General features: G+C 60.6%; 24 protein-coding genes. 6 read left to right on the top strand and 18 right to left on the bottom strand.

Annotated elements, in window-relative coordinates:
• Nucleotides 1–6 precede the first annotated feature (6 nt).
• From glmU (RJ40_RS07085) to RJ40_RS07045, 9 genes are all read right to left on the bottom strand, one after another.
• Entirely contained in the window at nucleotides 7–1158 is a 1152-nt protein-coding gene (gene glmU, locus RJ40_RS07085; protein ID WP_265580161.1) for a bifunctional sugar-1-phosphate nucleotidylyltransferase/acetyltransferase, read from the bottom strand.
• Between the two features lie 10 nt (nucleotides 1159–1168).
• Nucleotides 1169–2368 carry a bifunctional sugar-1-phosphate nucleotidylyltransferase/acetyltransferase gene (gene glmU, locus RJ40_RS07080; RefSeq protein WP_265580160.1) on the bottom strand — a complete coding sequence of 400 codons (1200 nt, stop codon included), beginning with the start codon at nucleotides 2366–2368 and terminating at the stop codon, nucleotides 1169–1171.
• The gene (locus RJ40_RS07075; protein WP_265580159.1) at nucleotides 2368–3627 is read right to left on the bottom strand and encodes a phosphopentomutase/phosphoglucosamine mutase; all 1260 of its coding nucleotides are present in this window, start codon (nucleotides 3625–3627) and stop codon (nucleotides 2368–2370) included. Before RJ40_RS07075 ends, glmU (RJ40_RS07080) begins: the two co-directional genes overlap by 1 nt.
• Before the next feature lie 420 nt (nucleotides 3628–4047).
• Nucleotides 4048–4653, bottom strand: coding sequence for a hypothetical protein (locus RJ40_RS07070; RefSeq protein WP_265580158.1), 606 nt, complete (start codon nucleotides 4651–4653; stop codon nucleotides 4048–4050).
• A gap of 7 nt (nucleotides 4654–4660) precedes the next feature.
• Nucleotides 4661–5266 carry a cyclase family protein gene (locus RJ40_RS07065; protein ID WP_265580157.1) on the bottom strand — a complete coding sequence of 202 codons (606 nt, stop codon included), beginning with the start codon at nucleotides 5264–5266 and terminating at the stop codon, nucleotides 4661–4663.
• Nucleotides 5256–5918 (bottom strand): protein-L-isoaspartate(D-aspartate) O-methyltransferase, encoded by a 663-nt coding sequence (locus RJ40_RS07060; RefSeq protein ID WP_265580156.1) that lies wholly within the window; start codon nucleotides 5916–5918, stop codon nucleotides 5256–5258. Before RJ40_RS07060 ends, RJ40_RS07065 begins: the two co-directional genes overlap by 11 nt.
• A 4-nt stretch (nucleotides 5919–5922) precedes the next feature.
• Nucleotides 5923–7032 (bottom strand): SufD family Fe-S cluster assembly protein, encoded by a 1110-nt coding sequence (locus RJ40_RS07055; RefSeq protein ID WP_265580155.1) that lies wholly within the window; start codon nucleotides 7030–7032, stop codon nucleotides 5923–5925.
• Entirely contained in the window at nucleotides 7017–7748 is a 732-nt protein-coding gene (locus tag RJ40_RS07050; protein ID WP_265580154.1) for an ABC transporter ATP-binding protein, read from the bottom strand. The genes RJ40_RS07055 and RJ40_RS07050 overlap by 16 nt, the downstream gene beginning before the upstream one ends.
• Nucleotides 7749–7983: 235 nt before the next feature.
• A complete protein-coding gene (locus RJ40_RS07045) occupies nucleotides 7984–9105 on the bottom strand; it encodes a hypothetical protein (protein ID WP_265580153.1) in 1122 nt (373 codons plus the stop codon).
• Nucleotides 9106–9363: 258 nt separating this feature from the next.
• On the opposite strand from RJ40_RS07045, the gene RJ40_RS07040 reads away from it, so the two are divergent.
• The 4 genes from RJ40_RS07040 to RJ40_RS07025 are packed head-to-tail and all read left to right on the top strand — an operon-like array spanning nucleotide 9364 to nucleotide 11918.
• Nucleotides 9364–9861, top strand: coding sequence for a hypothetical protein (locus RJ40_RS07040; RefSeq protein ID WP_265580152.1), 498 nt, complete (start codon nucleotides 9364–9366; stop codon nucleotides 9859–9861).
• Nucleotides 9862–9882: 21 nt separating this feature from the next.
• On the top strand, nucleotides 9883–10395 hold the full coding sequence (locus RJ40_RS07035) for a hypothetical protein (protein WP_265580151.1): 513 nt from the start codon (nucleotides 9883–9885) through the stop codon (nucleotides 10393–10395).
• Between the two features lie 44 nt (nucleotides 10396–10439).
• Nucleotides 10440–10967 (top strand): nucleoside-triphosphatase, encoded by a 528-nt coding sequence (locus tag RJ40_RS07030; RefSeq protein WP_265580150.1) that lies wholly within the window; start codon nucleotides 10440–10442, stop codon nucleotides 10965–10967.
• A 27-nt stretch (nucleotides 10968–10994) separates the two neighbouring features.
• Nucleotides 10995–11918 (top strand): ROK family protein, encoded by a 924-nt coding sequence (locus RJ40_RS07025; RefSeq protein ID WP_265580149.1) that lies wholly within the window; start codon nucleotides 10995–10997, stop codon nucleotides 11916–11918.
• Here RJ40_RS07025 and RJ40_RS07020 read toward each other — a convergent pair.
• The 9 genes from RJ40_RS07020 to RJ40_RS06980 form a co-directional block, all read right to left on the bottom strand.
• Entirely contained in the window at nucleotides 11911–12558 is a 648-nt protein-coding gene (locus RJ40_RS07020; RefSeq protein ID WP_265580148.1) for a DNA alkylation repair protein, read from the bottom strand. The two genes, RJ40_RS07025 and RJ40_RS07020, sit on opposite strands and share 8 nt — an antisense overlap.
• Nucleotides 12558–12764, bottom strand: a complete 207-nt coding sequence (locus tag RJ40_RS07015) for a helix-turn-helix transcriptional regulator (protein WP_265580147.1) — start codon at nucleotides 12762–12764, stop codon at nucleotides 12558–12560. The genes RJ40_RS07020 and RJ40_RS07015 overlap by 1 nt, the downstream gene beginning before the upstream one ends.
• A gap of 6 nt (nucleotides 12765–12770) precedes the next feature.
• Nucleotides 12771–13472, bottom strand: coding sequence for an ABC transporter permease subunit (locus RJ40_RS07010; protein WP_265580146.1), 702 nt, complete (start codon nucleotides 13470–13472; stop codon nucleotides 12771–12773).
• Nucleotides 13469–14398, bottom strand: coding sequence for an ABC transporter ATP-binding protein (locus tag RJ40_RS07005; RefSeq protein WP_265580145.1), 930 nt, complete (start codon nucleotides 14396–14398; stop codon nucleotides 13469–13471). Before RJ40_RS07005 ends, RJ40_RS07010 begins: the two co-directional genes overlap by 4 nt.
• A gap of 69 nt (nucleotides 14399–14467) precedes the next feature.
• Nucleotides 14468–14881, bottom strand: a complete 414-nt coding sequence (locus RJ40_RS07000; protein WP_265580144.1) for a hypothetical protein — start codon at nucleotides 14879–14881, stop codon at nucleotides 14468–14470.
• A complete protein-coding gene (locus tag RJ40_RS06995; RefSeq protein WP_265580143.1) occupies nucleotides 14878–15285 on the bottom strand; it encodes a hypothetical protein in 408 nt (135 codons plus the stop codon). Before RJ40_RS06995 ends, RJ40_RS07000 begins: the two co-directional genes overlap by 4 nt.
• Entirely contained in the window at nucleotides 15282–15494 is a 213-nt protein-coding gene (locus RJ40_RS06990) for a hypothetical protein (protein ID WP_265580142.1), read from the bottom strand. The genes RJ40_RS06995 and RJ40_RS06990 overlap by 4 nt, the downstream gene beginning before the upstream one ends.
• 10 nt (nucleotides 15495–15504) lie before the next feature.
• Nucleotides 15505–15885, bottom strand: a complete 381-nt coding sequence (locus RJ40_RS06985; protein ID WP_265580141.1) for a DUF2178 domain-containing protein — start codon at nucleotides 15883–15885, stop codon at nucleotides 15505–15507.
• A 398-nt stretch (nucleotides 15886–16283) separates the two neighbouring features.
• Nucleotides 16284–17807 carry an MFS transporter gene (locus tag RJ40_RS06980; protein WP_265580140.1) on the bottom strand — a complete coding sequence of 508 codons (1524 nt, stop codon included), beginning with the start codon at nucleotides 17805–17807 and terminating at the stop codon, nucleotides 16284–16286.
• Nucleotides 17808–18041: 234 nt separating this feature from the next.
• Here RJ40_RS06980 and RJ40_RS06975 point away from each other — a divergent pair, with 234 nt between their 5' ends.
• Nucleotides 18042–19370, top strand: a complete 1329-nt coding sequence (locus RJ40_RS06975) for a C45 family autoproteolytic acyltransferase/hydolase (protein ID WP_265580139.1) — start codon at nucleotides 18042–18044, stop codon at nucleotides 19368–19370.
• A gap of 58 nt (nucleotides 19371–19428) precedes the next feature.
• The gene (locus RJ40_RS06970; RefSeq protein ID WP_265580138.1) at nucleotides 19429–19818 is read left to right on the top strand and encodes a DUF2178 domain-containing protein; all 390 of its coding nucleotides are present in this window, start codon (nucleotides 19429–19431) and stop codon (nucleotides 19816–19818) included.
• Nucleotides 19819–20201 lie beyond the last annotated feature (383 nt).

Here is a 20201-nt window from a genome sequence, read left to right as displayed (position 1 = left end):
TATATTTTATATAATTCTTGCTCCATCCGGGACATCGCCATAGATCGTTTTTCCATCTTCCACCTCTGCACCATTGCCGATGATGCAATTTTTGAGCACGCAAAATGGAGCGGTTCTGACGTTGTCGCCGACAATGGCGCCGAACTTCGCCCTGATCAACTCGCCCTCGATGGAGAAAATGGTCTTGTGCGGCACGGTGGTCATGTGGTCGCCAAGGTGCGACCCGGTCCCGATGACGGCATCGGTGATCCGGGCGTGCGAACCGATCCTGACATCGTCAAGGATGAGGGACCGCCCGATCATCGTGAAGGGTTCGATCTCGGTTCTGGCACCGATGCTGGTCTCAGGGAGGACAACACAGTTGGGACCGATCGCACAGTCCTCGCCGATCACCACCGGTCCGAGGATGGTGGTGTTCGGGCCGATGGTGGTCCCCCGCCCGATGGAGACCGGGCCTCTGATCACCACGTTCGATCCGATCTTCCCGCCCCTTTCCTGGGTGACGTCCCGGAGAAGGGCGGCGTTCAGCCGCAGAAGGTCCCAGGGGTAGATGGCGTCCTGCCAGTCTGCGGCCCTGACCGCCTTGAGCGGCGTGTCGGCTGCGATCATGGCATTGATGGCGTCCGGGATCTCGGTGCTCTCGAGATAATCGAGGAAGCCTGGTTCGAGGGAGAAGATCCCGGTCGAGACGGTGAACCCGGGGGCTTCGTCCGGTTTCTCGATGACCTGCCTGACAAGACCGTCTTTGATCGTGAGCACTCCGAAGTTGGAGGGGTAGGGGTGTTCCCAGGTCAGGACGGCGTTTTTCTGCTGCATGATCCGTGCGATCGATGCCGTGTCGATGTAGTTGTCCCCTGGCAGGAGGAGGAAGTCCTCCTTGATGAACTGGGCGGCGCACTGCAGGGCATGGGCGGTGCCGAGTTGCCGTTCCTGGACGACGACCCTCACCGGGAGATCAAGGCTGTTGAGATACCTGATCACCCGCTCTTTCTGGTATCCGACAACGACGATGATATCTCTGATCCCGTTCTTCTCCAGTGCCCGCACGATGTACTCGATGATCGGGCGGTTGGCCACCGGTACCATCGCCTTAGGCACCGCATGGGTGAGGGGGCGGAGACGTTTGCCCTCTCCTGCTGCAAGAATGACTGCCTGCATCTTCATTCACCTACCTGATCACGGTCCGGTCCTGCAGTGTCCCTTCAACGAGACTGTGCGGTCCGATGAGTGAGTAACTCCCGATGACGCTGCCCACATTCACCGAACAGTTGATCCCGAAGAGGACATGGTCGCCGATGATGGCCCCGAACTTCTTTCTCCCTGTTGAACGGCCGTTGACCTTGATGATGCCGTGGTCGTGCCTGAGGTTTGCCACTTTCGTCCCTGCACCGAAGTTGCAGTGGCCTCCGATGACCGAGTCTCCGATGTAGTTGAAGTGCGGGATCTTGGTCTCCGCGAAGATGATCGAGTTTTTCACCTCGACCGAATGGCCTATGTGACAGCGGTCGCCAATGGTGGTCGAACCCCGGAGGTAGGCGTGCGGCCCCACGGTGCATTCTTCGCCGATGATGCAGTCTCCCTCGATGTAGGTTCCGGCCTTGACGACCGAGTTTTTGCCCACGATGAGTTTGCCGTGGACGACGACGCCCTCCTCGACGGTGCCCTCGCAGGATGTGTCCATCCCGGCGAGGAGCGTGGCGTTGGCGTCGAGGAGATCCCATGGCGCCCCGACGTCCATCCAGGTGCCGAGGGGATAGGTCCTGAGACTGCCTTCGCGGATGTATCCTTCGAGGGCGTCGGTGAGTTCGTACTCGCCGCGTCCTGAGAGGGAGATGCCTTCGGTCCTCGCATAGATCTCCTGGTCGAAGAGGTAGACCCCGGCATTGATCCAGGTGCTCCTGGGATGCTTTGACTTCTCCTCGAGCCCGGTGATCTGGTCGCCTTCCAGGGTGACGACACCGTAGTCCTGGGGGTGATCTGACTCATGCACTCCCATGCAGGGGGCGCCCATCCGGCAGAGGGCGGTAAGGTCGCCGCTCTCGACGATCATGTCCCCGTTGAGCATCAGGAACCTGCCGGTGGTCAGGCCCTTCGTAGCCATGAGGGCGTCGCCCGTACCGAGTTGATGGCGCTGGGTGACGTACCGTATCGAGACTCCGAAACGGCTCCCGTCGCCGAACCACTCCCGCACTTCCCGTTCGCCGTAGCCGACGACAAGTATCATGGTGGTGATCCCGGCGTCCCTGACGGCGCAGACAAGGTGTTCGAGCATCGGGCGGTTGACGAGAGGAAGCATCACCTTCGGGCGGTCGGCGGTGAGCGGACGCATCCTGGTGCCTTCGCCGGCGGCGAGGATGACGCACTCCATCAGATGTCCCTCCCCTGATGTGCGGTTCTCAGTCGTTCTTTCCCGGTCTCCATCATCCGTTTTGCCGCGGCCAGATCCCTGCCCTCGGCGGTGAACCGCACCTTCGGCTCGGTCCCGCTCGCCCGGACAAGACACCACCCGTCCTCCTCCTCGATCCTGATCCCGTCGGTCGGGACGGCGGCGCCCATTGCGGTCATCACCTCGCGGGCGTCGTCGAGTCTGACCGAGTCGCGCAGGATCGGGTAACTGGGCATGGCGGCGACGGTCTCTGCGAGGTTCCACTCGCCTGCGATCTCGCAGAGGAGCGCGCCCGCATAGATCCCGTCCGGGCAGAGAGAATTTTTCGGGAATATCCAGGCCCCTGACGCTTCGCCTCCGAAATCTCCCCATTTCAGAAGTTCTTCTGAGACGTAGGTGTCCCCGACCGGGGTCCGCCGCACCTCGGCGATCTCTTCAATGGCCATCGAGGCATCGGCGGTGGTGACGACCTGTTTTGCTCCGAGGTACTCGGCGAAGAGCATCATGAGGTGGTCGCCGCCGATGTACCTGCCCGACCCGTCGAAGGCCATCATTCGGTCTGCGTCGCCGTCATGAATGATCCCGCAGGCGGCGTTCTGTTTTCTGATCATGGCGGGCATGTACGGGAGGTGCTCTTCCAGGGGTTCGGAGGGCCTGACAAACCGGCCCTCGGGGTTGGCGTTAAGGGCCAGGACATGGACGCCCCCGTCCGCGAGGAGGCGGGGGGTGATCACGCTCCCCGCTCCGTTGCCGCAGTCGACGACGGCGTTCAGTTCTTCAGGGACATTAACCTGATCGAGGATCGCCTTTATGTGGATCGAGACGGCGTCGAGGGGCCGGACCCGCCCCTGCTCCTCCCACCCGGTCAGGTGATCGGCTTGAAGTGCCTCCTCGGTCTCCTGTTGCTGGACCGAGGTGAAGGAGGAACCGTCAGGATTGAGGAGTTTGATCCCGTTGTACTCTTCCGGGTTGTGCGAGGCGGTGACCATCACCCCGAGGGCGTGGCCGCGGGCGGCGCAGGCGATGGTCGGTGTGGGGGCAATCCCGCAGTCATAGACATCGGCGCCGGCCGAGAGTATGCCGGAGGTGACGGCGTCGGCTATGAGTTGTCCGGTCACCCTGGTGTCCCTGCCGACGGCTGCGCTCAGGCCGTTCTTTCCGACGGCAACCCCGACCTTGGCGGCCAGCCCGGGAAATGCTCCTGAGTATCTTCTTCTGATCCCTGAAGAGCCGAAAAGCATGCGTGGTAATGGTCTGTCACAGAATATGAGGTTTCGGATCGGGCGCGCCGCCCGGGAAAAGAAGGGGCTTTGTGGTTGTGTAGAATCGGGCATGAGTCGGGAGCATGCCTCAGGCATGTCGTATGAACATTGTTCTGAGCAGCGTTTTGGAGTGTGGAAGGATCCTTGAACTCTCTCAATCGCTGCCCCGACCAAAGATTCTTCACCGCCTTCTTGCGCCGGGGGGCGTTGCCCCCGGACCCCCCATGGATGAAGATGGCCGAGGGGCGGCAATTGAACAGTATCCTTCAGGTGCCCTGTTGCGAGGAGAGGAATCAAGTATCCCTCCGCATTCGGGAGAACTGCAACGAGAAATTTTCATCACGGATGCTTGAGCCCGGGGTGTATGTCAAATTCTACAGGGTCCAAAAAAGAAGGGATTCAGTTCCCGTAAGGGCACCAGTGTTCTATCCCGAGAACAGTGGCCACCCCTGCGGTCGAAGGGCCGAGAAAGATCACCTGTTTTTCCCCGAGGGCCTTTTCGACCGCGGCAAGTCCCTCGTCTGAGATGAGTCCGGGGCCGGTGACCAGGAGGACATCGGCCTCCTCCGGTGTTGCGGTGACCGACGCTCCGAGCACCGCGGCGACCCCCTCCGCTTCGCCGACGAGACAGACCTGTTTGCCTTCGAGTGTTGCGGCGAGTTCGGCGAGGCACGGGGCATGGTGCGCCCGGTCGCAGGCGTTCATCTTCCGGTTGATACAGAAGAACCCGGTGACGGCGTTGAGGATCGCGCAGGCCGCGGTCCGTTCGACCGGACTCTTGAGCGGGGCCCCGTACATGAAGGAGATGCGGGTCGCGACCTCGATGGGGTCGGTGGTGACGACATGCCCGGTGCGGTCACCGAAACGGGCCTCCACACACATCCCCCGCGGGTACTGGCAGAGAGGTCTGGTTGCGTTCCGGGCGAGGGCGACGACACCGTCCTCGCACCCCGAGTCTTTGATCTGTTCTTTGAGTTCGGCAACAGCAGATGCGATCAGATTCATATTCACCTCATGAAATGGGTTGGTCGGAGAGGATCACCCGTGCCGGTGACCCGTCGAGCCCTTCGAGCCGGAGTGGGAGTGCGGCCATATAATAGTCACCTTTGGGCACGCCCGAGAGGTCGAGGAGTTCGATTATGGCTATCTCTCTCTGCAGGAGGGTGCGGTGGACCGAGCCGTCCCCGTCATAGGCCTCGATGGAGGGGGAGTCGATCCCGACGCAGGAGATCCCCTGCTCGACGAGGAATGATGCAGCGTCCTGGGTGAGGTGGGGAAATTCCGGGTTGAACGCTGTTTCCCCGGAGAACCAGGTCCTGAGGAGGATACGTCCGGTCCCGCCGACCCGTCCCTCCAGGTCGGCCCGTGTGATGGCCGTCCGCTCGCCGAGGTCGAGGACGCGGCACCGGCCGATCAGTCTGGCCGGGTCGATCAGGTCGACGGTCCGGTTGTTTTTTAGATAGTGGGAGGGGGCGTCGATGTGGGTGCCGGTGTGCGTCGAGAGGGAGAGGAGGGAGAGGAGATACTCCCCGTGATCCTCCTGTCTGAAGACCGGCGCCGGGTCACCCGGAAAGATGAGGATCTCTTCGGTGAGGGCGCGGGTGATGTCATAGAACAAGGTCTCCCTCCTCCCACCCATGTCTCCCGATGAGCGGAACGAAACATACCGCCCCCCAGGAACGGTGGATGATCTCGTCGCCCTGCCGGGTGTACACGACCAGGAACTGGAGTTCGCGCCCGCCGACCGGGGCGACGAGCCGTCCGCCGTCGGCGAGTTGGTCGAAGAGCGGCTGCGGGACCGACGGGGTGCCGGCGGTGATGATGATGGCATCGAAGGGGGCATGTTCGGGGAGGCCCAGCGTCCCGTTCGCCGCGACCACATGGACATTCTCCGCACCGACCGTTGCCAGGTTCTGGCGCGCCATGTCGGCAATTTCGGGGAGGCGTTCGATGCTCCAGACCTCGTGTGCCAGTTTCCCAAGGATGGCCGCCTGGTACCCGCTCCCGCTCCCGATCTCGAGCACCCGATCTTCAGGCTCCACTTCGAGGAGTTCGGTCATCACGGCGACGATGTAGGGCTGGGAGATCGTCTGCCCGCTCCCGATCGGGAGAGGATGGTCTCCGTAGGACGCCGCTCTCAGGCCGGGGGGGACGAAGAGGTGACGCGGGAGGTCGCGCATGGCAGAGAGAACCCGGGTGTCCGATACTCCCCGCGCCCTGATCTGGCGCTCCACCATCTGGTGGCGCTCATGCGTGAACTCCTCAGTCATCCCCTCAGAACCCCGATTCTGCGGCGTCGATCGCGGCGTCGATCTGCTGCTGGAGCACCGGCGGCAGTCCCTCGATCTTGACGTCGAGGAAGCCGCGGATGATCGTCGCCGTCGCCTCTTCTTCGGAGAGACCGCGGGCCATCAGGTACTCGATCTCGTCCTTTGCGATCTTGCCGACCGCCGCCTCGTGGGTGAGTTCGGTGCCGGTGACCTGCCCCTCGATCTCGGGGATGGCATGGATGATCCCGTCTTCCAGGATCAGTCCCCGGCACTCAATGTGCCCTTTCGTCTCCTCGGTCGTGCCCTGCACATGGCCGCGGGAGATGACGGTCCCGCCCCTGGTGATCGCCCTGGTGAGCAGTTCGGCACTGCTCCCCTTGCCCTGGAGGATGGCGCGTGAACCGAGGTCGAGGTGCGAACCCGGGTGGGCGACGACGATGGAAGAGAATCTGGCGGTGGCGTTCTCAGCAAGCCGCGCTTCGGGGTACATCTGGACCCGTGACACCGGCTGCATGCAGATGTAGTTGGAGAGGAAGACCCCGTTCTCTTCGACGACTGCTGCGCTCCTCGGGTAGACCGAGATGTGCGGGTTCCAGTTGTGGATCATCGTCGAGGTGATCTGGGCGTCTTTCCCGACATAGAACTCGGTGATGCCGAGATGCGAGCCGCTTTTGGCCCCGGCGGCACTCGCGCACCCGGAGATGACATGGAGTTCGGCGCCTTCTTCGGCGATCATGATGTTGTGCACGGTCTGGACCGGTTCGGCAGAGAGGTACAGGCAGGCCTGGACCGGGTAGACGGTCCGGGTTCCCTTGTGGGCGATGACGACGACGCCCCGGGGTTTCTCCTGCTTTGCCACGTACTTCGTGTATTTGTCCTTGTCCTTCTTGACCGCGTTCCAGTACCGCTCTTCCATCCAGTCGTAGCGATCAAGGGCATCCTGGAGGGCAAGGACCTCGACCCCTTCGCTGGAGCAGGTGGTCTGGACGATCTCCTGGTCCATCTGGAAGAAGCTCCCGCACCGGTTCTCAAGCCCGACCTCAAGACCGGTCTCGGTGAGCCGCTCCCGCTCTGACTCGGGCAGTCTGAAAAACTCGTTCATATCTGCTGGCATGCGAGGCACTCCTTGTAGCCTTTTTCCTTGATTACACTCAGGATCTCACGCGGGTTCCCGTGACACCTGATCTGCCCGTCGATCATCACATGACCGAAGTCGGCCTCGATGTAGTTGAGGATATGGCCGGTGTGCGTGATGATCAATCCGCTCTTCTGACGGTTCACGATATGCTGGTCTTTCTGGAGGAGCTGGGCGATCGAGTTGCCCATCAGTGCGATATTCTCCAGGTCGACCCCGCTCTCGGGTTCGTCGATCATCACGAAGTCAGGCCGTTGCACCATCAACTGCAACACTTCGCTCCGCTTGATCTCACCGCCTGAAAACCCTTTGTTGATGTCGCGCTCAAGAAAGTTCTCCATATTCACCGTCCTGGCGAAAGCCGGGATGTCGCCGGTCTTTCCGCCTGAGACGGCCGAAAGGAGCTTGCCGAGTTTCAGGCCCGATATGGTTGGCGGGCGCTGGAATAGCATGCCAATACCCATTTTCGCCCGGTCATGAATGGGCATGTGGGTGATGTCCCTGCCATTGTAGATGATCCGCCCATCGGTGATCTCATAGTTGCCAAACCCCATGATGGTCATGAGAAGGGTGCTCTTCCCGGAGCCATTCGGTCCCATGAGGACATGGGTCTCCCCGTCATTGATCTGAAGATCGATCCCATGGAGGACCTCACGGTCCCCGATTTTGACCTTCAGGTTCTCGATTTTGAGCATGGGTATCTCTTCAGAGTATATCACGCGCCGGGGATAAATACCGTTGTCGCGTCTGCACGACACTTTCACCCCCCGCCCGGTCCAGAGTCATATACCCCCACGCCCCCAGCATGATCATGGAAGACATGACCTTCTCTGCACTCGCACAGCGGGCAAAGGATTACCCGGCGGTCCAGCGCAGGAACCAGATTTCCAGGGTAATCTGGAAGGCCCGGGCACAGAGCCGGGAACCGATTTATGCCGGAAGCGGGTGGTCGAGAAGCCACCGGTAGGTACCGGCCCGGTCATGGCGGTGCTCGAGGATATAGTTGTAGATGCCTGCGATCCGGTCGTACTGCTCCACCTTGCTCTGGTAGGTGGTGAGATTCTGATTGTAGGTTCTCACGTCCCTGTTGAATGGTATTACTTCCGCATTGTAGCCTGCAGTATCTCCCATGTCGAGCAGAGTTATTATCGAGGTTTTTTCTTCTCTGAGTCTCTCTTCAGATGTTCTGAGCGCCTCTGAATAGTGGGCGATATTCTCGTTGATCGTGCCTGCAGCCTCTTTCGCCTCCTTTTCTCGTGAGATGATGTAGGCGGTCTCGGCACCGCTCGTATATCTGATGGTCCCGTTCCCGATCCTGATCACCTGGGGTTCCTCGTTGAGGGTCACCCCGCCTGCGAGGTTGTCAGGGACAGACCCGACGAAACCTGAGTCGGTTGTCTCGATATAGGCGTATCCGGTCTGGCAAAAGGTATTCCCGTCACTCGCAACGCCTACCGCCATGTGTCCGTCGTCCACGAAATTAAAGAGCGCGACGTCATAGCCCTCTCTGGAAAGGAGGGCTGCGAGCAGGAGACTTTTATCGTCACAGTCCCCTTTCCGTTCGGCGACGGTCTCCACCGGGAACTTGGGGGGGGTGTCGGGAGGATGGACCTGGTATGGGATTGCCTGCACGAACGCCGTGATCATCTCAAGATAGCGATCGGAGTCGAGGTTTTTTTTGTTTCGAACTTCTTCGAAGGCCCTGAGTAGACCGGTGTACAGGTCTTCCTGATGGGGATCTTCAAGAAAGGCCCGGTAGTAATCGGCCATCCATATTTCATCTGCAAGATCTTCGTACAGAATGGCGTTTTTTGCCCCCCCCCTTGCCCCGCCATACACGGCAGCGTCTACCGGCATCTGCAGGCGGTATTGTTCTTTTTCGAATGGGAATACGAATTCAGCGGGATCAAGGTCGTCACTTCCGGCCACCGGCGTGATGGAAGGATATACTGCGGCCGGCCTGAGAAAGGGCACCACTCCCGAGACAACAAGGACACTTGAACAGAGCAGGGCGATCATGGCGATGCCTGCCCAATCTGGTATGGTACGCATATTTCACGTCTCCCCCGGTTTATGTGTTCTGTGGGGATTCCCGACAGCCAGTATATATACCTGTCCCCCCGTCCCGACCGGGGTGGTCGGGTAACCGGTGGTCGAACAGGAACTACTGAACAGGAAAATGTTGATGAGGCCTCGAAGAGGATCTCAGGGCCGATATGATATGCTCCTTTTGTTTTCCGGTAATATTTATATCAGGTGCGAGATGTCTCTGTTGCACCGCTGATGGGTGGCGGTGCGGAGGTGTGAGCCATGGTTGAAATGAACCAGATCCCGGCCGAGGTTCGCTGGAGTCTTGCCACTCGGGCAACGACAGCGATCCCGATCGCATATGGCCGGGCGATAAGGGGGCGGTTTGGGAGTGGCTTTGAAGACCTGGACGAGGAGGTCTGGGAGGAGATCGGAAAGAGTCAGGCCGGGCTGGCGCGTGCCTTCAACTTCCCCCTCAGGGATGCAGGGGATGTTGCCCGCGCATTCGGGACTCTTTCGGTGCTCCTCCTCGGCCCGGAGCTCCAGGGAGAGGTGAAGGTTGCAGAGGGTCGAGACTGTGCAGCATTGTATACGACGGCATGCCCGATGGTCTCCAGGGCCCGTGAGGTCGGTGAAGAGACGAACTCACTCTGTCCGGCCTGCCGTGCATACACCGCTACAGCGGTGTCCTCACTCAACCCCGAGTATGGAGTCACGTACAGGAGCGGGATCTGTGTTGGCGACCGGCGGTGCGAGGTGCAGATCGAGCCGAGGCGCTGAGAGGGCCGTCGGCTGTCGGAGATGGTGGCGGTGGGGCGCGACCTGATCGAGGAGATCCGGCCTCTGGTGCGGTGGCGGTTTGCAGCCCGGGCGGCCTCTCTCCTGCCGGCCCTGTATGCCCGCGCCCTCAGGGATGAGAGAGAGGATCCCGGGGAGCGCGAGCAGATGGTCTGGTACACTCTGGGACAGGAGGTGAAGACGATCGCTGGAACCTTCGGTTTCCCGACCGGATCGGCAGAGGAGATCTGTGAGGCTTTGCAGGCCGGTACGGCCGTGATCTTCGGTCCTGAATTCAGGATCTCAATCCTCGGCACCTCAGAGGCGTCGGCGACACTCATCATGAAGGGCTGTCCTCATCAGGGGACGTTGCGTGAGGCGGGGGCCGGAGAGGAGACCGGGTTCTCGTGGTGCCTGCCCTTCTCTCTTGCGGCGGTCGAGTCCCTCAACCCGGCTTATACCCTGCGTTTTGTCCGTGCCAGGTGTATGGGGGACACCCATTGCGAGATGACGGTCCGAAGAAAAGAGGAGGCGTGATCGATTGATCCTGGAATTTTTACGGGGCATACGGAGGTGATATGATGAAAAATTTGCTGGTAACCGGAGCACCGGCGGCGGGGAAGACGACACTGGTTCGGCGGGCGGTCCGCGGTCTCCCCGGGGTTGTGGGTTTTTACACCCAGGAGATACGGGATCAGGGTGAGCGGACCGGGTTTGAACTGGTCGGTTTTGACGGCCGCAGGGCGCTCTTTGCGCATGTCCACTCGATCAGTCATCACCGCGTCGGGCGGTATGGTGTCGATCTCCAGGCGTTCGAGGCTTTCCTGGAGACGACGCCCTTTGACCGACCAGAGGCCGGTCTTGTGGTGATCGATGAGATCGGGAGGATGGAATGTCTCTCTGAGCACTTTCGAGAACTGGTAACCGATCTCCTCGACGGCCCCATGCCGGTCGTAGCGACGGCTGCGCTGCGCGGCGATCCCTTCGTCGAGGAAGTGAAGGCCAGACCTGACATGGAGATTTTTGTGGTTACCCGGGAGAACCGCGACGCGCTCCTCCCTCAGGTGAGGCGGTCGGTCACGGTCCTTCTGGAAGGACAAATGCCCTGATATGCTCTGCGGTGCAAGGTCTGATGGATGGGAGAGGGTTCCGTCATCGCTGTGGACATCGGGGCGACTCATTACCGTACGGCCCTTGTCACGTCTGAGGGTTGTGTGAGGGATTTTGTACGAGGAGACACTCCGAGAGAGGGGGCATCGGGCGAGGTGGTGGCCCGGGCGGTCGGAGATGCGATCGCCTCGATCCCTGGCTGGTCCCGCGCTGCAGGGATCGGGGTGGCCTCGGCCGGTCCCCTCGACCTGACATCCGGTCGGGTCGTCTGCTCGCCGAACATGGCTTTTGAGGAAGTCCCCCTTGTCGCACCGCTCTTTGAACGGTTCGGTCTGCCGGTCAGGCTTCTCAACGACTGCCGGGCCGGGGCCCTAGGCGAGCGGTGGCTTGGAGCCGGACAGGGTGTGGACAACCTGGTGTACCTGACACTCTCGACCGGGATCGGTGGGGGAGCGGTGGTCGGCGGCCGACTCCTCCAGGGCAGGGACGGGAATGCCGGGGAGGTGGGCCATCTCTTTGTGGACTCAGAGTATGCCCTCTCCTGCGGTTGCGGCCACGCCGGCCACTGGGAGGCCTACGCATCCGGGACCGGGATGCCCCGATTTTTTGCGGCATGGCTGGCGAAAAACAATCTCCCGGCCTCTTCATTTGATGCCTCGTCCAGTCGAGGGATCCTGGGCGCGGCGGCGCGGGGCGACTCTCTGGCCGGTGCGTTCATGGACGCCCTCGGAGCGATCAGTGCGCGGGCATTCTCCGACATCATCGTCGCCTATTCGCCTGAGGTGATCGTCCTGGACGGCCCGATCGCGCGGGCCCACGGTGCCCTTCTCATCAGGCACATGTGCCCGCATCTCGACCGCTACCTCCCGACCCCTGAGATTGTGGTCAGCCCTCTTGAGGGCCGCGCCCCTCTCCTTGGTGCGGCGGTGTATGCTCTCGGTCTCAGTTGAGATCGCGGAGGGTGTCTTTTCCGATCCATCGTTGGGTCGGGTCGTTGGATGCCGCGAGTTCCTCCGCCAGGGCGATCGCCTCCTCCCGACATCTTTCGTTCCGTTTCCCGATCTCCCGGAGGGCCCAGCTCACCGCCTTCTTCACAAAGTTGCGCGGGTCTTTTGCCCCGGCCCTGATCGCATCGAACGATGCGAGAAACCATTCGTCGTCGCTGTCCTTCTCGGCGCGGGCGAGTTTTGCAACCAGAACGAATCCGGCCCTCTTCACATACTCTTTGTCACGCCGCATCCATGCCTCGGCCGTCTTTCTGGCGTGAGGTGTCAGGACGAAGAGGTTCTGACAGCACAGGTCGCAGATCTCCCAGGAATCGAACACGCCGGCCCAGGCCTCCATCTGTGCGTGAGTCACCTGTGCCGGATCATCGATGAGGGTGGCGAGGATCTTCGCCTCCCTGGAACTTTCCTCCCAGAGTGCGACGGCAAGGGCGTGATCTTTTTTGATCTCCCTCGCAAGTTTGCGCAGTTCCGGAACCCGGACGCCGACGGCGTTCTGATCCGAAAGGCCGAAACGCGTCATCCCTTCCCGGTACGCCGGGTCGGCGAGGGTGTGTAGGCGGGCCATCACCTCGTCTCTGTTCATCACTCGAGATCCTCTTCCCCGAGGACGAAGACCTCTTCGATCTGTGCCCCGAGTTCGCGGACGACCCGCCAGGCCAGACGGAGAGAAGGGTTGTACTTCCCCTTCTCCAGGAAGACGATCGTCTCCCGGCGCACCCCGACCCGCCTGGCAAGTTCCTCCTGGGTGAGCCCGAGGCGGGCCCGATATTCACGCATCCGTGTCTGCATCAGGCATCACGGTATGGTGGTCACGATCCGCTCTTTGTTCAGGTACCTCGTCCCCCAGGCAAGGATGAGGAGGAGTACGGCGGCGACGGCGGCGAGGCTGCCGACCATACTCCAACCGATCCCGAATGCCGGGTCCAGCAATCCTGTCATGAGTGAGAAGGAGAAGATCACCAGGAAGATAATGATGACATTGATGATCTGGTTCTCTTTCAGTCCGAGGAGGAGCTGGACAAAACCCAGTCCCCCGACGGCGGCGGCAATGAACGCTGGCACCACCGTCAGGAGATGGGCGATGATCGGGGGAGAGGGGAGGACGGTTTCTCCTCCGAGCGTGGAGGCCGTACCCACGATCAGCAGCACGCCGACAAGTGTGAGGGCGTAAGCCGGGACGACGGTCCCGATGACCTTTCCCGCCCAGAGGTTTCGGAGTGAGATGGGTGTGCAGAGGAGGGTCTCGATGGTGCCTTCGGTCTTCTCGCGCAGGAAGACCTGGGCAGTGAAGATGTATCCCAGGAAGACCCCGATGACCACCGGGAGCATGAAGAGTGCCTGGTCGATCGAGTTGCCCTCCTCTCCCTCGATGCTCAGGATGGTCGGAACCATCGTCAGCGAGAAGACGGCGACGATGATGATCGCCGAGATGAGCGTCTGTCTGGACATGAGGATCAACCTCGCCTCCTTCTGCGCCACGGTCATGATGCTGCTCATGTCGACCCCTCCGCCTGGTGCACGGCCTCAAGATAGATCTGTTCCAGAGACCTCCGGACCTTTCTGATTTCTTCAACGGCACAGCCGGCCTGGACCAGTTCTCTGACCGCCGCTGCGGCGCTTCCGTCGGTGAGGATTGCGGTGACGCTCTCGTTCTCACGATCGACCTCGGTGATGCCGGGCATCCCCCGCAGGATCTCGGAGGCTCGTTCTGCCGAGGCCGGATCCCCGAGGACGACCTCAAGGTGGGTGCCTTTCTCCTCTCCTCTGAGTCGTTCGACGGTGTCGAATGCACGGATGCGCCCCTGGTGGAGGATGGCCACCGAGGTGCAGACCCGCTGGACTTCGTCGAGGTTGTGCGAGTTGAGGAATACGGTCATTCCCTCTTTCTTCGAGAGGTCGAGGATGAGGTCGCGGACCATCAACTGTGCCTCCGGGTCCAGGCCGGAGGAAGGTTCGTCCAGGAAGAGAACCTCGGGGTCGTTGAGGACGGCCCGTGCGATCCCGAGTTTTCGTTTCATCCCGGTCGAGAAGGTGCCGACCGGGTTGTCCTTGCGTTCTTCGAGTCCGACAAACCTGAGCATCTCGGCGACTCTCTCTTCAGGGTTCTGCAGGTCGTAGAGCCTGGCGAAGTAGTCGAGGTTCTCCTGGGCGGTGAGTCGGTCGGAGAGACCGTTGCTTTCGAGGAGCACGCCGACACGCCGGCGCAGTGGGTCATCGGTTCCCAGATCTCCGCCGAGAACTTCGACACTCCCTGCATCGGGGTGGAGGAGCCCCAGGACACAGCGGACTGTCGTGGTCTTTCCGGCGCCGTTCGGGCCGAGGAAGCCGAAGACCTCTCCCTTTTCGACGGAGAAGGAGATCCCTTCGAGGACTTCTCTCCCATTGAAGATTTTTTTGAGATTTTTGACCTTAATGATGCTCATAGATTACTCCTTTTTAGATGTTGTGTGCTGGTGGGGGAGGGGGCGATGGTCGCGGGAGATTCGGAGTCCTCAGTCATCACGATCGCCTCTCTGCCTGGATAAGATCCTGATCACGCTCTTTTCCGTCACCATAAAGATGAAAACCCCGGCGATCGCCGCGACCGGGAGAGAAAAGAGGGTGTGCAACTTCGGGTCGCCCGCCGTTGCCGCCCTGAGGGCGATGAAGACGACGACCGTCGCCGCTCCTGCGGCACACCCTACGTACCATGCCCTCCTGACGACATCTGCCGGGAACCTGGCTATCTCGTCCTGGTACGTCTGTCGCAGGGCCGGGAGAAAGACTCCGATCATGCCGCCGAGGACCAGGACCAGGGTGACCGGGCTCTTCTCGTCAACGACGCCGAGCCAGACGAGGGTGAGGCCGAGCCATGTCACAAGGAGGCCGGCGGCGCTGACGACGAGACTGTTTCGCGTGAGAGTCATTCCGCGTCCCCCTTCTCTCTGTATTTCCATCCGAAGAATGTCGCACTGATGCCCATAGCATAAAATATAGCCATAAGCACATCGGTGGTCTGCAGTTCAACGATGCCGGTGAAGTCAATGCAGAGGAGGACCGTTGCGAACCAGAACGTAATGATCCACGAGTCCGAAAACGCTGCCCTCCGGATTTTTTTGTCGCGTTCGTCCGGATCCTCTGCCTCTTCTTTCCGCGACCTGAGATAGATCCCGGTCATACTCGTGATGATCAGGGCCGCACCTGCCACGATGATGAAGAGGGCGATCCGCGGCTGGTCCGTAAAGACGGCCCGGGCCGGTATCGCCGCGGTGATGAGGAGAAGTCCGGCGACCAGGCCGAGCCAGTAATTTTCTTTTCTTTTTTGCTTCATTCCAGATCCCCCTTCCTGAAGAGCCACCATTGAAACACCTCCGCCGAGATCGCCCGCTCCCCCGAGAAGACAAGGATAATGATCCCGATGGTGACGAACATGCCCGACACCGTTGTGTCCTGCCTGCCCATGACCGTCCCGGCGACCCCGACGAGGAGCCAGAGGGTGCCCATGACGGTCCGGAAGATGGATCGTGTTTTTCTGTCCATATCCATCACCTCAGGCCGCGACCCTCCGTGCGAGGTGCCATGAGAAGATCATCCCCGAGAGAGCCATGACCAGGATCGTCGCCAGAATGGTGGTTCTGATGTCGAAGGCGAGGAGGCCGAGTTCGTTGACCCCGAAGAGGGTGCAGAGGAAGAGGAGAGTGACGAACCACGATCTCGTCGCGGCCCTGGCGTCGATGCTCTCCGTCCTCTCGTCTGACTCGATCCCGTCGCCGAAACGGCGGTGTCTGAAAATTCCGAGAGTGACCATCCCGGTCCCGACCACGATGAGGGCCGAGGAGAGAGTGGTGTCTGTGCCGGTGAGCGTGAGGGCGATGCCGGCCGCCGCCACCGGGACACCGGCGCAGATCTGGAGGAGGTATTGTGTCTTCATGCAGGCATCTGTGCGGTATATCGCACTTTATGTTAGATAGAGTTAACGTCTCCCCTCTCTGTGCGGTCTGGAAGGGAGAGGTCATAGGAAATCCTCCAGGTGGTTATCTCTGCGGGGGGCTAGTCGCCCCCCGGTCCCCCCGCGTCAAGATAGGACAGGGGACGGGAACTCTCTCTCTCTTCATGTTCGCTGATTTTGCCTTACCAACCCTGTTTTCATACCGGGGGTCCGGGGGCAGCGTCCCCGGCGCGAGCATCGGGAAGGTGGTTGGGTCATGCTTGTACCCAGAAGAGGGGAGGATTTCTACAAAGCCCAAAAATCGGCTTTGTTGAATCGTGTATAAGCCTTGAACCCGGGGTTCATGTCAAATTCTACAAAGCCCGACGCCGGGCGTTCTTCTAAATTGTTTGCTCCCCCTCTTCTTCCCAGACCGGTTTTCGCCGTCTTTTCTCTTTTTTCGGTGGTTTAAGGTACTCCGATACCGGTGGGCTGACCATCATCCGCAACCCGCCGGCGGTGGAGAGGTTGCGCATCTCCCGACGCACCTCGGTGAGGAGTTCGTGGACGACGACCCGCTTCTTTTCCTCTCCCTCTTCTCTGACAAAAGAGAGGCGGTGGAGGGAGTAAAGACCGATGAGAAAAGCGAAGAAGAAGAAGAAGTCCCAGTGCTGGAAGTCGAGGGGGCGGAGGATGAGGACGCCCGAAGGGTCGCTGAAGGTGATGGTGAGGGCGACCTCGCGTGAGGCGAAAAAATCGACAAAGACCCCGCCAAGGATCGGGGCGACCCCGGCGGCAAGATAGGTCATGATGCTCGAGGCCATGAGATATGCAGTGCCCTTACCTTTTGGTGCGAGTTTGAGTCCGATGTAGTTGGTCGAGAGCGTGACGCCGGCGGTCGAGAGGCCGATGAGGATATGGATCACGATGAGAATGGGGACGGTGAGGATGTAGGGGTCGGGGAGGGTGGTGAAGGTCCAGGCGATGATGGCCAGGATGAAGATCGGGCCGCTGAGTTGCAGGACCGACTTGTGACTGAAGAGGTCGGCGACCTCCCCCCAGACCCTGAAGAAGATGATGGAGACGATCTGGCTCATCACGGCGAGGGCGATCACCCATGAGATATCGAGACCGATCCGCTGGAGCATGTAGACGGTGAAGAACGGGGCGGCGAGGTTGATGGCGAAGTTCCAGGAACCCAGGAATATGAGAAGATTCCTGAAGTTTTTGTCGGCAAAAGGCTCCTTTAACACTTCACCGAAGTCGGGTTTCTGATCTTCACCAAGTTCAGGCTCCGGAGTTCTGGCAAGGAAGATGACGCCGATCAGTCCGGCGATGCACCCCCCGAAGAAGAGCAGAGCATAGGCCACGACCTCGCCCCCCGGATTGACTTTCCAGGTGTCGACGAAGAGGGCGGCGGCGACTGAGAGTGGGATCGCCAGGGCGGTCGACATCCCCATCCGGCGCGAGAAGAAGGCGCCGATCTTCTGTTGCGGGACAAGGTCGTGCATCCAGGAGTTCCAGGAACAATGGGAGATCGACGAGATGGTCGAGTAACAGAGCATCGCCCCGACAAGTACCCATACTCCCGATTCTGTCCCGAAGAGGAAGGGGATGGCGGCGATGAGCAACCAGACCAGTCTGGCGGCGGTCGAGGCGGTGACGGTGATGAGTCGTCGGTTCCGCACTTTCCTGATAATATAGACCGATGGAACCTGGAGGAGTTCGGCAAGCGGGGGGATGGCGGCAAGAAGGCCGATGACGGTGTTGGAGGCGCCGAGTTCCAGGGCAAAGGCGACGAGGAAGATCCCACCGGTGAGGGTGACCATCGCCTGCGTGGCCAGGCCGTCCCAGATTACCATCGAGAGCCCCTGCTTCTTATCGCTCTTGCTCAACTCTGGCTTTGGTTTGAGGTCCGGGAACATCGGTGCCGCCCCCCGCGGTTCCCGGTGAATCGGTGTGGTGCTATGAAAAGGTTGTGAAGAGATCGATGGTTTCGTGCCTGCTGTGGTCAGGGGTATGTGGTCGCATTTTTCATCTCTAATATCTGAAATATGCCCTTTTGATCTCTCTATCGTCGAAATGAATATCGGAATGTTTTTTTGAGGCAGAATCAGGATTTTAATATGATATTTTTCCAGTTGTACAGGATATCTCTCATGCTTCTCATGATATCTGTGCTGCTATCGCCTGCTCTGGCGTATTCTCCCGAGGTCGGCGACGTGCCGACCGTCACCGATGAGGTGGTGCTCCAGAAGGAACCGGGCACCTTCATGGAGGTGCGCCACATCGTGGTGGCGGGGACGAACGAGGAGATCGGCTCGGCCCTTGGAAAAATTGCACAGGACGATTACGGCGTCTCGAACCTCTCCTCGTTCTCCGACCGTCTGCATGCGGATGCCCGCCGGGAATATCTCCAGAGGAACGCGCCGGTGCTCTACGAGAGGATGCTCGGCGTCGCCTCGGCATACGGCGTGGACCCGGCGAACACGACCCATGACACCAGCGGCCTGCCCTATGACCTCGGGTCATTTGCCTGTTCGATGATCTATTACCCGCCGAACACCACGACCGCCGGCCACGCGATGGCGTGCCGGAACATGGACTACTATATGGTGCCGGTCGACGTGCTGGTCTGCCTCAATACCACCGATGAAGGGAACGCCCTCTTCTCGCGGACCTACGTGATGGAACTCTATCCCGACGAGGGGTATGCCTCCCTTGCCGTCGGGTCCATGGACCTGATGTCGGGTGTCTTCGACGGGGTCAACTCCGCCGGGCTCGGGGTTGCGACCTTTGCGGTGGGCGGGTTCACGCCGAGCGCCTCGCCCCTCTATGGCGGCAATGCCTCGGGTCTGAACGGGTTGCAGATGATCCGGTCGGTCCTCGACCAGGCGGCGACCGTCGACGAGGCGAAGATGATCATCCTCAACAGTCGCGTCTACTTCCCGGTCTCGGGGATGCACTTCATGGTCTACGATCGTTCGGGCAATGCCTCCATCGTCGAGATCGACCCGACGAACGGCGACGTCCACTTCACCGACGCGGCAGACGATCCCTTCATCATGACCAACCACGCGGTCTTCCGATACCCCGACGCCTCGACCTTCCCGGAGGTGCCGGAGAACAAGTCGTACAACACCTTCCATCGCCACCTGACCCTTGCCGATGCGCTCGAAACCCATCATGGTCTCTCCTCGCCCGCCGATGCGGAGGCGGCTCTCGCCCGCGTCTATGCCCATGCCGACGACGACTCCGAGGGTGCGGGCCACCCCTTCCCCATCAGGACGCTCTGGAATGTCTGTTCAGACCTGGATAACGGCGAGATGACGGTGAAGTTCTACCTCCGCGACGGCCCCCTCGACCCGGCGACCGGCGACCCCACGCTCGTCTTCTCAGAGCCCTTCACCTTCGGGCTGCGGAGCGGCGGGGATCTTTCGTCCCCCTCTTCAGGGATTGGATGGAATTCTGTGGTGCCGACACCCTGATATGTTGGGAATATCTAACTTGATGTTAGATATTTCAAACTTCAGGGGACTCCGTATCATGGACAACAAACATTTCAAGATTGTGAAACTCTTCATCGTCATCGCCATGGCTGCCGGGATCGGGGCGGCGGTGGCGGAAAAGTCGCCGCTCATTGCGATCGCCGCCTGGTTTGCCGGTCTCTTTGCCGTCCTCCTCCTTCGAAAGCGGTATGTCAGCGGCGAGGTGGAGAAGGACGAGATGACCGGGATGATCGCGGGGAAGGCGGCGTACCTGACCGTCATGATCGCGGCACCCGCTCTTGCGGTCGGCGGGATGGCGCTCATCGCGGGGCGGGAGGCCTTGCCTGGATATGAGATGGTCGGGTATACGATGGCCTACATCTCGGTCGGGCTTCTCCTTCTCCAGGTCTTCTTTGTGACATTTTTTTACCGGAAGATGGCGGACTGAACCGGGGAGGTTTCTCCGGGTTTTTCTGGCTCTGTTGAAACCCTCAATCCCTCTTCTTCCGGCCTTGAGGGTGACGGGAACCGAGCACTTCGCCGCCCCTCGGTTATCTTCGCCGTGGAGGGGTCAGGGTTTTCTCCCCCCGGCGAGGGAGAGCAGGGTAACATTTCTCGTTCTTCTGGCGGGGGGACCCTTCTGATCGACGTGCCTTCCCCCTACGCTCTCGCCGGGGGCGTTGCCCCCGGAACCCCCGGGATTGCGATAGGGCGGGAAGGCGGGCGGGGAATCGTTCAGAGGGTGTTCCCATCCTCTGCCGGTCCATCACGGAGGGGCAGGGGTGTGAGCAGCCCTTATGTTCACTCCAGAAGAGGAATTCAACAGGGCCG

This window comes from Methanofollis aquaemaris (assembly GCF_017357525.1).
Classification (GTDB): domain Archaea; phylum Halobacteriota; class Methanomicrobia; order Methanomicrobiales; family Methanofollaceae; genus Methanofollis; species Methanofollis aquaemaris.
This window is presented reverse-complemented; position numbering and strand designations above follow the sequence as displayed.